At 72.0% G+C, this 14,074-nt stretch carries 10 protein-coding genes; 5 read left to right on the top strand and 5 right to left on the bottom strand.

What is annotated here, in order from left to right:
• The first annotated feature begins 36 nt into the window (after window positions 1–36).
• The gene (locus tag DRV96_RS02870) at window positions 37–1,689 is read left to right on the top strand and encodes an acyl-CoA synthetase (protein WP_119287537.1); all 1,653 of its coding nucleotides are present in this window, start codon (window positions 37–39) and stop codon (window positions 1,687–1,689) included.
• An 18-nt stretch (window positions 1,690–1,707) separates the two neighbouring features.
• On the opposite strand, the gene DRV96_RS02865 is transcribed toward DRV96_RS02870, so the two are convergent.
• Window positions 1,708–2,805 carry an acyl-CoA dehydrogenase family protein gene (locus DRV96_RS02865; protein ID WP_119287535.1) on the bottom strand — a complete coding sequence of 366 codons (1,098 nt, stop codon included), beginning with the start codon at window positions 2,803–2,805 and terminating at the stop codon, window positions 1,708–1,710.
• 104 nt (window positions 2,806–2,909) lie between these two features.
• On the opposite strand from DRV96_RS02865, the gene DRV96_RS02860 reads away from it, so the two are divergent.
• Together DRV96_RS02860 and DRV96_RS02855 are read left to right on the top strand one after the other, a co-directional pair.
• A complete protein-coding gene (locus tag DRV96_RS02860) occupies window positions 2,910–3,704 on the top strand; it encodes an enoyl-CoA hydratase (RefSeq protein WP_119287533.1) in 795 nt (264 codons plus the stop codon).
• 4 nt (window positions 3,705–3,708) lie between these two features.
• Window positions 3,709–4,695: an endonuclease/exonuclease/phosphatase family protein gene (locus DRV96_RS02855; protein ID WP_210756957.1), complete on the top strand. Its 987-nt coding sequence runs from the start codon at window positions 3,709–3,711 to the stop codon at window positions 4,693–4,695.
• Here the strand turns inward: DRV96_RS02855 and DRV96_RS02850 are convergent.
• The 3 genes from DRV96_RS02850 to DRV96_RS02840 form a co-directional block, all read right to left on the bottom strand.
• Window positions 4,668–5,468, bottom strand: a complete 801-nt coding sequence (locus tag DRV96_RS02850; protein ID WP_119287531.1) for a slipin family protein — start codon at window positions 5,466–5,468, stop codon at window positions 4,668–4,670. The two genes, DRV96_RS02855 and DRV96_RS02850, sit on opposite strands and share 28 nt — an antisense overlap.
• Window positions 5,469–5,503: 35 nt before the next feature.
• Window positions 5,504–6,985 (bottom strand): NfeD family protein, encoded by a 1,482-nt coding sequence (locus DRV96_RS02845; RefSeq protein WP_119287529.1) that lies wholly within the window; start codon window positions 6,983–6,985, stop codon window positions 5,504–5,506.
• A gap of 85 nt (window positions 6,986–7,070) precedes the next feature.
• A complete protein-coding gene (locus DRV96_RS02840) occupies window positions 7,071–9,224 on the bottom strand; it encodes a sodium-translocating pyrophosphatase (protein ID WP_119287527.1) in 2,154 nt (717 codons plus the stop codon).
• A gap of 203 nt (window positions 9,225–9,427) precedes the next feature.
• On the opposite strand from DRV96_RS02840, the gene ppa reads away from it, so the two are divergent.
• Together ppa and DRV96_RS02830 are read left to right on the top strand one after the other, a co-directional pair.
• Window positions 9,428–9,967, top strand: coding sequence for an inorganic diphosphatase (gene ppa / locus DRV96_RS02835; protein ID WP_119287525.1), 540 nt, complete (start codon window positions 9,428–9,430; stop codon window positions 9,965–9,967).
• A 170-nt stretch (window positions 9,968–10,137) separates the two neighbouring features.
• Complete coding sequence (locus DRV96_RS02830) at window positions 10,138–12,873, top strand: M16 family metallopeptidase (RefSeq protein WP_235823253.1); 2,736 nt, start codon at window positions 10,138–10,140, stop codon at window positions 12,871–12,873.
• On the opposite strand, the gene DRV96_RS02825 is transcribed toward DRV96_RS02830, so the two are convergent.
• Entirely contained in the window at window positions 12,860–14,065 is a 1,206-nt protein-coding gene (locus tag DRV96_RS02825) for a GNAT family N-acetyltransferase (RefSeq protein WP_119287521.1), read from the bottom strand. The two genes, DRV96_RS02830 and DRV96_RS02825, sit on opposite strands and share 14 nt — an antisense overlap.
• Window positions 14,066–14,074: the final 9 nt, after the last annotated feature.

The following is a 14,074-nucleotide window of genomic DNA, read 5'->3' as shown; positions in this document are numbered from 1 at the left end:
CGGCAAGAGGGGCCTGGGCCCCGATGAGGCGCCACGATGAGGACGAAGAACATCTACGAAGAGCACCTGGACCGCAACGCGGCCAACTTCGCGGCGCTGACGCCGACGAGCTTCGTCGAGCGCAGCGCCGAGGTCTTCGGCGACCTGCCGGCAGTGATCCACGGCGCGCGCCGCTACACGTGGGCGCAGTGCCGCGAGCGCGCGGCGCGGCTTGGCGCCGCGCTGCGCGCGCTGGGTGTCGGGTGGCTCGACACCGTCAGCACGATGCTCGCCAACACGCCCGAGATGGTCGAGGCGCACTACGCGGTGCCGGCGATCAACGCCGTGCTCAACACGCTGAACACACGGCTCGACGCGCCGCTGCTGGCGTGGCAGATGGCCCACTGCGAGGCCAAGGTGCTGCTCAGCGACCGCGAGTTCGCGCCGACGGTGCGCGAGGCGCTGCGCCTGCTGCGCGAACAGCACGGCCGCGAGGTGGTCGTGATCGACGTCTGCGACAGCGAGTACACCGGTGGCGGCGAGCGCGTCGGCGCGCACGAGTACGAGGCGCTGCTGGCCGCCCACGCGCCGCTGCACAGGCTCGAGGGTGCGGCCGACGAGTGGGACGCGATCGCGGTGAGCTACACCAGCGGCACGACGGGCGACCCGAAGGGTGTCGTCACGCACCACCGCGGCGCGTACCTGAACGCGGTGGGCAACGCCGTCACGTGGACGATGCCGCAGTTCCCGAAGTACCTGTGGACGCTGCCGATGTTCCACTGCAACGGCTGGTGCTTCCCGTGGACCGTGGCGCTGCAGGCCGGCGTGCACGTGTGCCTGCGCCGCGTCGAGGCGCGCGCGATCCTCGACGCGATGCGCGAGCACGCTGTCACGCACTACTGCGCGGCGCCGATCGTGCACAACCTCATCGTCAATGCACCGCCCGAGTGGCGCGAGGGCGTACACGGCGTCAAGGGCATGGTCGCCGGCGCGGCGCCGCCGGCGGCGATGATCGAGGGCATGGCGCGCATCGGCTTCGACATCACGCACGTCTACGGGCTGACCGAGGTCTACGGGCCAGCGTCGGTCGCGGTCAAGCGCGACAGCTGGGCGCGCCAGAGCCTGGCCGAGCAGACGCGCCTGAACGGCCGCCAGGGCGTGCGCTACGCGCTGCAGGACGGCATGACGGTGATGGACCCGCAGACGATGCAGGAAGTGCCGGCCGACGGGCAGACGATGGGCGAGATCATGTTCCGCGGCAACATCGTGATGAAGGGCTACCTGAAGAACCCGTCGGCGACCGCGAAGGCCTTCGAGGGCGGCTGGTTCCACACCGGCGACCTCGCGGTGCTCGAGCCGGACCGCTACGTCAAGATCCGCGACCGCAGCAAGGACGTGATCATCAGCGGCGGCGAGAACATCAGCTCGATCGAGGTCGAGGACGCGCTGTACCGCCACCCGGCGGTGCTCGCGTGCGCGGTGGTCGCCAAGCCCGACCCGAAGTGGGGCGAGACGCCGCTGGCCTACGTCGAGCTCAAGCCTGGTGCTTCCGTCACCGCCGACGAGCTGGTCGCGCACTGCCGCACCCAGCTGGCCGGCTACAAGGTGCCGCGCGAAATCCGCTTCGAGGAGATCCCGAAGACCTCGACCGGCAAGATCCAGAAGTTCCAGCTGCGCGAGCGGGCGAAGTCCGCCAGCGCGATCGGGTAGCGCGCTGTGTGCCTGCGCTCAGGTCCACCACAGCGCGTGCTGGGTGGCCGTGTGCAGGTCGCGCCAGACGCGGTTGATGTCGGAGCCGGCGTCGGCGGCCGGCAGCCCGCAGGCCGGGTAGAGGTCGTCGACGGCGCGCCGCGCCGCGTGGACGAGTTCGCGCGCGGCCGCCTCGACCGCGGTCGCTGCGTCGTGCGCGGGCAGCCCGGCTTCGACGCGCGCCCACGCTGCGTCGAGCCGGGCGTAGAACGCGTCGCGCGCCTGCGTCAACTGCCGCGGCGCATCGCGTGCGGCCTCGCGCAGCGGCGATGCGGCGCCTTCGCTGGCCAGTCGCACCGCGACGGCCGGCATGGCCAGCGCGACGAAGTGGCGCGCGATGCCGCAGGTCACCGCCGCCAGCGTCGCGAAGGCCAGCGCGCGGAACGGAAAGCGCCACAGCGGACCGTCGTGGGTCGCGTGCGCGGCGTCGATCGCGAAACGGTGCGACGCCGGCACCCACGCGCCGTCGATGCGCAACGCGTGCGACGCACTCGCGCGCAGCCCGATCGCGCGCCACGTCGGCTCGACGTGCACGCAGCGCGCCGGCACGACGAAGGCGGCCACGCGCGGCGCACCGCCGGCATCGTGCAGTGGCACGCCGTGCTCGTGCAGCACGGCGTTGACGGTGAAGTGTGTTGCCCACGGGGCGCCGCTGGCGTGGGCCCAGCGTCCCTGCAGCCGCCAGCCATCGCCGTCGTGTTCGGCGCTGCCGGTCGCGGCGCCACTGCCGGCCACGCATGCCCGGTGCGTGGCCAGCACATGGCGCGCCAGCGCCGGCGGCCAGAACCCGGCGAACCACGCAGCGCCGGCACACAGCGTGACGACCCAGGCGGTGCTGCCGTCGGCCTCGGCCAGCGCCTCCTCGAGCGCGACGACCCGCGGCAGTGGCCACTCGGCGCCGCCAACGGCGCGTGGTGCCAGCATGCCCAGCCAGCCGCGGCAGTGCACCAGCGCGCGCTGCGCGGCAGTCAGCGCACCGCTGGCGTCGGCCACTGCGGCGTCGTCGCGCAGGCGCTTTGCGTCACGTGGAGCGAGCGCGGTGCCAGTGATGTCGGGGTGGGGAACGGTGGCGGTCATCTCGCCGCCACTGTAGGCCGGCGTGCGGCCTTGCCGCGAGGCGCTACCATGCACGATGGCCGCCAGTGCGCCGGGCCCGCAATGCAGGAGACAGGAGAGCGACGATGCTGACCACCGACGATCCGCTGGTGTGCTACGCGAAAGACGCGCGCGGCGTCATCACGCTGACGCTGAACCGCCCTCAGGCCTTCAACTCGCTGTCGGAGGCGATGCTCACGGCGCTGCAGCGCGAACTCGACGCGATCGCGAAGGACGAGACGGCGCGCGTCGTTGTGATCGCCGGCGCCGGCAAGGCCTTCTGCGCCGGCCACGACCTGAAAGAGATGCGCGCGCAGCCGTCGCTCGGCTACTACGAGCGCCTGTTCGGCCAGTGCGGGCGCATGATGATGAGCCTGCAGAAGCTGCCGGTGCCGGTGGTGGCGCGAGTGCACGGCATCGCCACCGCCGCGGGCTGCCAGCTGGTGGCGATGTGCGACCTCGCGGTGGCGGCGCGCGGCGCGAAGTTCGCCGTCAGCGGCGTCAACCTCGGGCTGTTCTGCTCGACGCCGAGCGTCGCGCTGAGCCGCAACCTGGGCCGCAAGGCGGCGTTCGAGATGCTCGTCACCGGCGAGTTCATCGACGCCGACGACGCGAAGGCCAAGGGTCTCGTCAATCGCGTCGCCGAACCCGACCAGCTCGACGCCGAGGTCGAGCGGCTGGTGGCGGCCATCGTCGCGAAGCCGCGCGTCGCGGTGGCGATGGGCAAGGCGCTGTTCTACCGCCAGCTCGAGAAGGGCATCGAGGCCGCCTACGCCGACGCCGAGCAGACGATGGCGTGCAACATGATGGACGAGGCCGCGCTCGAGGGCGTGCAGGCCTTCATCGACAAGCGCAAGCCGGCCTGGGCCGCGCAGGGCTGAGCCCGTGTCGCAGCCGCTGCCGCCGCTCGATGACACCGCGCCGGCCGCGGTGCGCGCCGAGATGGCGGCGCTGCGCGCCGCACTCGACGCGACGGTACCGCGCAAGCGGCACCTCGACCGCAACCTGCTGGTCGCGACCTGGAACCTGAAGGAGTTCGGCTCGCTGACCGAGAAGTGGGACGCCGGCGCGCGCGACACGCCCAAGCGCGACTGGCGTGCGCTGTGGGCGATCGCCGAAATCGTCTCGCGCTTCGACGTCGTCGCGCTGCAGGAGGTCACCGGCAACCTGCGTGCGCTGCGCACGCTGATGAAGACGCTGGGCGCGCGCTGGCAGTTCGTGATGACCGACGTCACGCGCGGCGAGGCTGGCGGCGGCGAGCGCATGACCTTCGTGTTCGACGGCGCGCGCGTCGAGCTGTCGGGGCTGGCCGGCGAACTCGTCGTGCCGCCCGAGTGGATCGCCGGCACCGACCCGTCGATCGCGCTGCGCCGCCAGTTCGCGCGCACCCCGTACACGGTGAGCTTTCGCGCCGGCGACGCGACCGTGATCCTCGTCGCGATGCACGTGCTGTATGGCAGTGCGGCGGCCGACCGCGTGCCCGAGCTGCAGGGCATCGCGCGCTGGATGGCCGACTGGGCGCAGCAGACCTCGCGCTGGCACCACAACCTCGTCGTGCTGGGCGACTTCAACATCGACCGCCGCGACGACGCGCTGTGGCAGGCGTTCACGTCGACCGGGCTCACCGTGCCCGAGGCGCTGCACGCGGTGCCGCGCTCGATCTTCGCCGACCCGGTCAAGCCGGCGCTCGACAAGTTCTACGACCAGATCGCGTGGTTCACCGACCGCAAGCGCCAGCTGATCGACCTGCGCGCCGGTGCCGCGGGCAGCGTCGACTTCGTGCCGCACCTGTACCGCGACGTCGGGCTCACGCGCGCGCAGATGCAGTACCGCGTCTCCGACCACTACCCGCTGTGGGTCGAGTTCGTCTGATCGCCGGGGCGCGCGCCCGCGGGCTGCAGGCGTGACAGCCACTGCGCGAACTCGGTCGGGAACGGGAACACGATCGTCGAGCTATTCTGCATGCCGATCGTCGCCAGCGTGCTGAGGTAGCGCAGCTGCATCGCCTCGGGCGCGCCGCCGAGGATGCGCGCGGCCTCGAGCAGCTTGCGCGCCGCCTGCTCCTCGCCCTCGGCGTTGATGATCTTCGCGCGCCGCTCGCGCTCGGCTTCGGCCTGGCGCGCCATCACGCGCACCATGCCTTCGCCGAGGTCGATGTGCTTGATCTCGACGTTGGCGACCTTGATGCCCCAAGCGTCGGTCTGCTGGTCGAGGATCTCCTGGATGTCGGCGTTCATCTTGTCGCGCTCGGCGAGCAGTTCATCGAGCTCGTGCTTGCCGAGCACCGAGCGCAGCGTCGTCTGCGCCAGCTCGCTCGTCGCCTGATGGAAGTTTTGCACCTGCACCACCGCCTTCGCCGGCTCGACGACACGGTAGAAGATGATCGCGTTGACCTTGACCGAGACGTTGTCGCGCGAGATCACGTCCTGACTCGGCACGTCGAGCACCGCCACGCGCAGGTCGACGCGCACCATCTGCTGGATGTACGGCACGAGCAGGATCAGGCCCGGGCCCTTGACGCCGGTGAAGCGCCCGAGCGTGAACACGACGCCGCGCTCGTACTCGCGCAGGATGCGGATCGACGCGCCGAGAACGACGAGCGCGAGCACGAGAAAGGGCAGGTAGAACGCGAAGTCGAAGAACATGTCGAGGGCTTCCAGGGGGTGGTCCATCGGGGCGGTCAGGGGTGATGCGGCACCGGCCACGCCTCGCGCGCCGGCTGCACGCTCAGTTGCAGCCCGTGCACCGCAGTGACGGTCACGACCTGGCCGGGGCGCAGTCCTTCGGGTCCGTCGGCCGCCCAGCGTTCGCCGGCGGCGAGCACGTGGCCGGCGCGGCCGTCCCAGTCGAGCACGCGGCCCTCGGTGCCGACCATGCCTTCGGCCCCCGTCACGACGCGGCTGCGCCGCGACTTGAGCGCCAGGCGCACGATCAGCAGCGTCATGCCGAGGCTCGCGAGCGCGATGCCGGCGACCAGCGGCAGTGAGACGCCGAAGCCCGGCGCGTCGGCGTCGAACAGCAGCATCGCGCCGAACACGAACGCGACGACGCCGCCGATGCCGAGCACGCCCACCGACGGCGTGAACGCCTCGGCGACCATCAGCGCGATGCCCAGCAGCAGCAGCGCGACGCCGACGTAGTTGACCGGCAGCGCCGACAGCGCGTACAGCCCGAGCAGCAGGCTGATCGCGCCGATCGTGCCGGGCACCAGCGCGCCGGGGTTCATGAACTCGAAGATCAGCCCGTAGATGCCCACCAGCATCAGGATCAGCGCGAGGTTGGGGTTGGTGATCGCACCCAGCAGCCGCGAGCGCCAGTCAGGGTCGAGCCGCTCGATGGCGAGCCCCTTCGTGTCGAGCGTGACCCGCGCCTCGCCCAGGCGCACCTCGCGCCCGTGGGCCTTGTCGAGGAGGTCGGCGACGCTGGCGGCGATCAGGTCGATGACGCCGCGCTTGAGCGCGTCCTCGGCGGCGAGGCTCGCGGCGTCGCGCACCGCGGCCTCGGCCCAGTCGGCGTTGCGACCGTGCAGCTCGGCCAGCGAGCGGATGTAGGCCACCGCGTCGTTCGTCACTTTGGCGTCCATCGCGCTTGAGCCACGGCGCGGGCTGCGCGTGACGCCGTCGCCGCCCGCCGGGGCGCTGGCCGCGGACGCGGCGGGCGCCGGCGGTGGGGCCGGCCGCTCGTCGCTCGGGCCGCCGGGCAGCGGCGAGCCGCCGCCGATCTGCACCGGGGTCGCGGCACCGAGGTTGGTGCCCGGCGCCATCGCGGCGACGTGGCTCGCGTAGAGGATGTACGTGCCAGCGCTGGCGGCGCGCGCGCCGCTGGGCGCGACGTGGCTGAGTACCGGCAGCGGTGACGCGAGGATCGCGCGGATGATCTCGCGCATCGAGGTGTCGAGCCCGCCCGGGGTGTCGATCTGCAGCACGACGGCCGCGGCGCCGCGTTCCTGCGCGCGCGCGAGCCCGCGCTTGACGTAGTCGGCGCTCGCCGGCCCGATCGCACCGTCGATCGTCAGCACGACGGCGGTGCGCGCCCCGCCGGGGACCTGCGCGAGCGAGGCGGCGAGAACACCGAGCCACGCCCAGAGCCCGGCGAGCAGCATCCAGCCGAGCGCGCGCAGGCGGCTGCGCGTGGGCGGTGTCGGGCGGCGCGGCGTGTCCATCGCCACCGCATCATAGGCGCGACGTGCCGCCGAGCAAGAAAAAGGGCCGGCACGTGGCCGGCCCTCTGGGTCGAGAAGCGCCCGCTCAGGGCTTCGCGGCCGGCGGCGCGATCGCCGCGGCCGGCACTGCGGCGGTGTGCACCACGGCCGGCGGCGTGGCCAGTTCGGCGTGCGGCTTGCCGCCCGCGGCCGGCAGCAGCGGCACGATCAGCAGCGCGACGATGTTGATGATCTTGATCAGCGGGTTGACGGCCGGGCCGGCGGTGTCCTTGTAGGGGTCGCCCACGGTGTCGCCAGTGACGGCGGCCTTGTGCGCGTCGCTGCCCTTGCCGCCGTGGTGCCCGTCTTCGATGTACTTCTTCGCGTTGTCCCACGCGCCGCCGCCGGTGCACATGCTGATGGCGACGAACAGACCGGTGACGATCGTGCCCATCAGCAGGCCGCCGAGCGCCTCGGGGCCGAGCGCGAGGCCGACGACGATCGGCACCGCCACGGGCAGCAGCGACGGGATCATCATCTCCTTGATCGCGGCGCTGGTCAGCATGTCGACCGCACGCCCGTACTCGGGCTTCGCGGTGCCTTCCATGATCCCCTTGATCTCGCGGAACTGGCGGCGTACCTCCTCGACGACGCTGCCGGCCGCGCGGCCGACGGCTTCCATCGCCATCGCGCCGAACAGGTAGGGGATCAGGCCGCCGATGAACAGGCCGATGATCACGTTCGGGTTGCTGAGGTCGAACGTCGCGAGGATGCCCTTGGCCTCGAGCGAGTGCGTGTAGTCGGCGAACAGCACCAGTGCCGCGAGGCCCGCCGAGCCGATCGCGTAGCCCTTGGTCACCGCCTTCGTCGTGTTGCCCACCGCGTCGAGCGGGTCGGTGATGTCGCGCACGCTGTCGGGCAGCTCGGCCATCTCGGCGATGCCGCCGGCGTTGTCGGTGATCGGGCCGTAGGCGTCGAGAGCGACGATGATGCCGGCCATGCTCAGCATCGACGTGGCCGCCACCGCGATGCCGTACAGGCCGGCGAGCCAGTAGGCGACCAGGATCGACAGGCACACGAAGATCACCGGCCACGCGGTGGACTTCATGCTCACGCCGATGCCGGCGATGATGTTCGTCGCGTGGCCGGTCGTCGACGCCTGCGCGACGTGCTTGACCGGTTTGTAGTCGGTGCCGGTGTAGTACTCGGTGATCCACACCATCGCCGCCGTCAGCGCCAGCCCGACGACGCTCGCGGCCCACAGCCGCCAGTGCGTGCCGGCGCCCAGCGCGTCGGCCGGCATCACGAGCGCGGTGACGACGTAGAACAGCACGAGCGAGATCACGCCGGCGACGATCAGGCCCTTGTACAGCGCCGGCATCACGTTCTTCATGCCGGGGCGGGCCTTGACGACGCTCGCGCCGATGATCGACGCGATGATCGACGCGCCGCCGAGCAGCAGCGGGTAGACGACCGCGTTCAGCGGCGCGGCGGCGACCATCAGCGCGCCGAGCGTCATCGTCGCGATCAGCGTCACGGCATAGGTCTCGAACAGGTCGGCGGCCATGCCGGCGCAGTCGCCGACGTTGTCGCCGACGTTGTCGGCGATGACCGCCGGGTTGCGCGGGTCGTCTTCGGGGATGCCGGCCTCGACCTTGCCCACCAGGTCGGCGCCGACGTCGGCGCCCTTCGTGAAGATGCCGCCGCCCAGACGCGCGAAGATCGAGATCAGCGACGAGCCGAACGCCAGGCCGAGCAGCGGCTTGAGCAGGTCGGTGAGCTTGGTCGTCGGGTTCATCGCGCCGTTGCCGACGAGGAACCAGTAGAAGACGCCGACGCCCAGAAGCCCCAGCCCGACGACGAGCAGGCCGGTGATCGCGCCGCCCTTGAACGCGACGTCGAGCGCCGGGCCGATGCCGCGCGTGGCCGCCTGCGCGGTGCGCACGTTGGCGCGCACCGAGATGTTCATGCCGATGAAGCCGCACGCGCCCGACAGCACGGCGCCGAGCACGAAGCCGATGGCCGTCGTCACGTCGAGGAAGGCGCCGATCAGCACCGCGAGCACGACACCGACGATCGCGATCGTCTTGTACTGCCGCGCGAGGTACGCGGCCGCGCCCTGCTGGACGGCGCCGGCGATCTCCTGCATGCGGGCATTGCCGGCGTCCTGGCGCAGGATCCAGCTGCGCTGGACGAACCCGTAGATGACGGCCGCGAGGCCGCATGCCAGCGCCAGGTACAGCGCCATTGCGGTGGACATGAATGTCTCTCCTTCCTCTGTCTGACCCGATTTGATGATTGTCCCGCCGCTGGTTCGATGGCTCGTCCGTGCGCGGCGCGCCGGCATGCTACGGGAACGCCCGCCGGCGACGGCATGGTGTTTTCCTGCGGGGCGCCATGCCGTCAGGGCGGGGCAAGGCGGGCTTCTACAATTCGGGTTTCCACTGCTGTCGAGGCCGGTCGATGAGTCTGCACAACGTCACCCCCGGGGCGAAGGCGCCCGACGAGTTCAACGTCATCATCGAGATCCCGATGATGGGCGACCCGATCAAGTACGAGGTCGACGAGGAGACCGGCGCGCTGTTCGTCGACCGCTTCATGGGCACGTCGATGCACTATCCGTGCAACTACGGCTACATCCCGCAGACGCTCGCCGCCGACGGTGACCCGGTCGACGTGCTCGTGATCACGCCGGTGCCGCTGATTCCCGGCGTCGTCGTGACGTGCCGCCCGCTGGGCGTGCTGAAGATGGAGGACGAGGCCGGCGGCGACAACAAGCTGCTCGCGGTGCCGATCGACAAGATCCTGTCGATCTACACGCAGTGGAAGAAGCCCGAAGACCTCAATCCGATGCGGCTGAAGACGATCCAGCACTTCTTCGAGCACTACAAGGACCTCGAAAAGGGCAAGTGGGTCAAGGTCACGGGCTGGGAAGGCCCCGACAGCGCGCGCGCCGAAGTCGCCGACGGCATCGCGAACTACCGCAAGGTCAAACGCGCCTGACCGTCAGGGCTGCTCGCGACACGACGGGGCCGAGGGCCCCGTTGCCGTTTGTGGGCGCAGCGCGGCTGCCGAGGGGATGACCCCGCCGCGGCGCGCCGCGCTGGCGCTGCCTACACTGAGCGACCATGTTGCAGTCGGTGACGGGCGTTTTGGCGCGGTCGGCGCGGCGGGTGACGCGCGCCCACCGCCTGTGGCTCCACGCGCTGGTGCTGACCGCGCTGGGCGCGCTGGCGCTGGCGGCGTCCGCGCGCGCGCTGCCCGCCGGCGTCGAGGCCGTGACCTCGGTCGAGGGCATCGCCGAGTACCGCCTCGCCAACGGCCTGCAGGTGCTGCTCGTGGCCGACGACTCGAAGCCGGCGACGACCGTCAACCTGACGGTGCGCGTCGGCTCGCGCCACGAGAGCTACGGCGAAACCGGCATGGCGCACCTGCTCGAGCACATGCTGTTCAAGGGCACGCCGACGACACCGAACCCGTGGGCCGAGTTCATGCGCCGCGGGCTGCGCGCCAACGGCACGACCTGGGTCGACCGCACGAACTACTTCGCCAGCTTCGCCGACAACGACGAGCACCTGCGCTGGTACCTCGCGTGGCTGGCCGACGCGATGGTCCACAGCACGATCTCGCAGCGCGACCTCGACACCGAGATGACGGTGGTGCGCAACGAGATGGAGATGGGCGAGAACAGCCCGTTTCGCATCCTGCTGCAGCGCTCGCTGGCCGCGGCGTACCAGTGGCACAACTACGGCAACGCGACGATCGGTGCGCGCACCGACGTCGAGAACGTCGACATCGAGCGGCTGCGCGCGTTCTACCGCAAGCACTACCGCCCCGACAACGCGACGCTGATCGTCTCCGGCCGCTTCGACCCGCCGGCGACGCTGGCGTGGATCGCCGAGCGCTTCGGCTCCATCGCGCGGCCGGCCGAGCCGCGCTGGCTCGCGCCGACGCTCGACCCCGCGCAGGACGGCGAGCGCAGCGTCACGCTGCGCCGCGCCGGCGGCACGCCGGCGCTGCTCGCGCTGTACCACCTGCCGCCGGCGGCGGCGCCCGACTTCGCCGCGGCCGAGGTGCTCGCCAGCGTGCTCGGCGACACGCCGTCGGGGCGGCTGCACAAGCGGCTGGTCGAGCAGCGGCTCGCGGCGAGCGTGTTCGGCGGCACGCTGCCGACCGAAGAGCCGGGGGTGGCGTACTTCGGCGCACAGCTCGAGCCGCAGCAGGACGTCGAGGCCGCGCGCGCGGCGCTGCTCGACACGCTCGAAGGTCTCGAGCGCGAGCCGGTCACGGCCGAGGAGCTCGAACGCGCGCGCCACAAGTGGCTCAAGGCGTGGGAGCTGCGTTTCAGCGACCCGCAGCAGGTCGGCGTCGCGCTGTCGGAGGCGATCGCTGCCGGCGACTGGCGGCTGTTCTTCCTGCAGCGCGACCGCGTGCGCGCGCTGACGCTGGCCGACGTGCAGCGCGTCGCGCGCGAGCGCCTGATCGTCGCCAACCGCACGCTGGGTACCTACCTGCCGACCCCGCAGCCGGTGCGCGCACCGGCGCCGCAGCGCGTCGACGTCGCCGAGCAGCTCCGGGCATTCCGTCCCGCGCCGGCCGCGGCGCCCGTGCCGCCGTTCGACCCGTCACCGGCGAACATCGAGGCGCGCACGCAGCGCGTCACGCTCGCGCACGGCATGCAGCTCGCGCTGCTGCCCAAGCCGACGCGCGGTCAGGCCGTCCACGCCGTGCTGACGCTGCGCTACGGCACCGCGCAGTCGCTGGCCGGCCAGGCCGAGGTCGAGGCGATGCTCGCCGCGATGCTCGACAAGGGCGGCGGTGGGCTCACGCGCCAGCAGATCGAGGACCGGCTCGACGCGCTGCGCACCGAGCTCGACATCGCCGCGCGCGGCGGCGTGCTGACCGTGTCGCTGCGCACGCGGCGCGAGCACGCGGCCGACGCCGTCGCGCTGGTGGCGTCGCTGCTGCGCGAACCGGCGCTGCCGCCCGACGCACTCGAGGAGGTGCGACGCCAGGCGCTGGCGGGCATCGCGTCGCAGCGCGACGACCCGCAGGCGATCGCCGACCTCGCGCTCGCTCGGCACGGCAACCCGTACCCGCGCGGCGACGTGCGCCACGCACGCAGCTTCGACGAGCGCGCCGACGACGTGCGCGCCGTCACGCTGGCGCAGCTGCGCGAGTTCCACCGCCGCTTCTACGGCAGCGCGCACGCGCAGTTCGCCGCCGTCGGCGACTTCGACGCCGATGCGCTGCGGGCCGCGGTCGAGCGGGCGTTCGGCGGCTGGACGGCGCCCGAGCCGTACGCGCGGGTGCCGCGGCCGTGGTATGCGCCGCCAGCGGCGCGGCTGCAACGGCTCACGCCCGACAAGCAAAACGCGGTGCTCGCCGTGCAGCAGCGCGTCGCGCTCGCCGACACCGACGCCGACTACGCCGCGTTCGCGCTGGCCAACTTCATGCTCGGCAGCGGCGGCGACTCGCGGCTGTGGCGGCGCATCCGCGAGAAGGACGGGCTGTCGTACGGCACCTGGAGCTACGTCGACTGGAGCAGCCACGAGCCGCACTCGGTGTGGGGCGCCGGCGCGATCTTCGCGCCGGCCAACCGCGACGCCGTCGAGCGCGCGTTCGCCGAGGAGATCCGGCGCGCCCTCGACGAGGGATTCAGCGACGACGAGGTGCGCGCGGCGCGCGAGTCGCTGCTGGCGTTCCGCCGCCTGTCGCGCGCGCAGGACGAGCGGCTGGCCGGCGCGCTGGCGGCCAACCTGTACCTCGGCCGCACGATGGCGGTGTCGCAGCAGGTCGACGAGGCGATCGCCGCGCTGACGCCGGCGCAGGTCAACGCGGCGCTGCGCCGCCACCTCGACCCGGCGGCTTTCGTGCGCGCGCTGGCCGGCGACTTCAGGCAGCCGTAGCGCCGCCGGTGCCTTCGGCGGCCGGCTTGAACGGGTTGCGCTCGTTCAGCTCGTCGACGTACAGCGCGACGTGTTCGCCCTCGCGCGCGACGAAGTCGGCCACCGCGCGCGCGAAGCGCGCGTCGCGCAGCCAGTGCGCCGACGTCGTGCGCACCGGCAGCAGCCCGCGCGCCATCTTGTGCTCGCCCTGCGCGCCGCCCTCGAAGCGCAGGTAGCCGTGCTCGAGACACCACGCCAGCGGGCGGTAGTAGCAGGCCTCGAAGTGAAGGCACGGCACGTATTCGGTGCAGCCCCAGTAGCGCCCATATGCGCTGCGGCGCGCCTCGTCGACGGCGACCAGCGACGCGGCGATGCGCTCGCCGCCGCGCCACGCGACGAACAGCAGCCACGCCTCGGGCATCGTGCGCGCCATCGCACCGAAGAACGCGCGCGTGAGGTACGGCGTCGAGCGGTGCGCACGGTAGGTCCGCGTGTAGCAGTCGTGGAAGAAGTCCCACAGCCCGTCGTCGATCTCGGCGCCGCGGTGCACCGTGAACGTGACCCCGGCCTCGGCGACGCGGCGCCGTTCCTGCGCGATCTTCTTGCGCTTGTCGCGCTGCAGGCGCGCGAGCAGGTCGTCGAAGCTCGCGAGCGGCGCACCGGCCGGCTGCGTCCAGTGGAACTGCACGCCTTCGCGCAGCAGCCAGCCGGCGCGCGCGAACGCCGCGCGGTCGGCGTCGTCGACGAACAGCACATGCACCGACGACAGCTTCAGCGACGTCGCCAGCGACGCGAGCGTGCGCACGAGCACGTCGCGCACCGCGTCGTCGCGCGCGAGCAGCCGCGTGCCCGGCACCGGCGTGAACGGCACCGCGGCGAGCAGCTTCGGGTAGTACGGCAGGCCGGCGCGGCGATAGGCGTCGGCCCACGCCCAGTCGAACACGTACTCGCCGTACGAATGGCCCTTCAGGTACAGCGCGCAGGCGCCGACGAGGGCATCGCCTTGCTCGACGGTGACGAACTGCGGCGCCCAGCCGGTGGCCGGCACCGCGCTGCCCGAGGTGTGCAGTGCGGCGAGGTACTCGTGGCGCAGGAACGGCGTGGGTGCGGGCTGCGCGGCGAGCAGCGCGTTCCACGCCGAGGCATCGATCGCGTCCGGGTCGTCGTGGACCCGGATGACATAATCGTTTGCAGTGGATCCGTCGCCCGCCATGCAAGGCTA

Origin of the sequence: Azohydromonas sediminis, assembly GCF_003574675.1 — a bacterium.
Taxonomy (GTDB): domain Bacteria; phylum Pseudomonadota; class Gammaproteobacteria; order Burkholderiales; family Burkholderiaceae_C; genus Calidifontimicrobium; species Calidifontimicrobium sediminis.
Note: the sequence above shows the minus strand (reverse complement) of the source record. Positions and strands in the feature narration are given on the sequence as shown.

Bases quoted from the DNA above. Each gene is read 5' to 3' on its own strand.
- DRV96_RS02870 (WP_119287537.1), top strand. From the start codon at position 37: ATGAGGACGAAGAACATCTACGAAGAGCACCTGGACCGCAACGCGGCC.
- DRV96_RS02865 (WP_119287535.1), bottom strand. From the start codon at position 2,805: ATGACCGCCACCGTTCCCCACCCCGACATCACTGGCACCGCGCTCGCT.
- DRV96_RS02860 (WP_119287533.1), top strand. From the start codon at position 2,910: ATGCTGACCACCGACGATCCGCTGGTGTGCTACGCGAAAGACGCGCGC.
- DRV96_RS02850 (WP_119287531.1), bottom strand. From the start codon at position 5,468: ATGTTCTTCGACTTCGCGTTCTACCTGCCCTTTCTCGTGCTCGCGCTC.
- DRV96_RS02845 (WP_119287529.1), bottom strand. From the start codon at position 6,985: ATGGACACGCCGCGCCGCCCGACACCGCCCACGCGCAGCCGCCTGCGC.
- DRV96_RS02840 (WP_119287527.1), bottom strand. From the start codon at position 9,224: ATGTCCACCGCAATGGCGCTGTACCTGGCGCTGGCATGCGGCCTCGCG.
- ppa (WP_119287525.1), top strand. From the start codon at position 9,428: ATGAGTCTGCACAACGTCACCCCCGGGGCGAAGGCGCCCGACGAGTTC.
- DRV96_RS02825 (WP_119287521.1), bottom strand. From the start codon at position 14,065: ATGGCGGGCGACGGATCCACTGCAAACGATTATGTCATCCGGGTCCAC.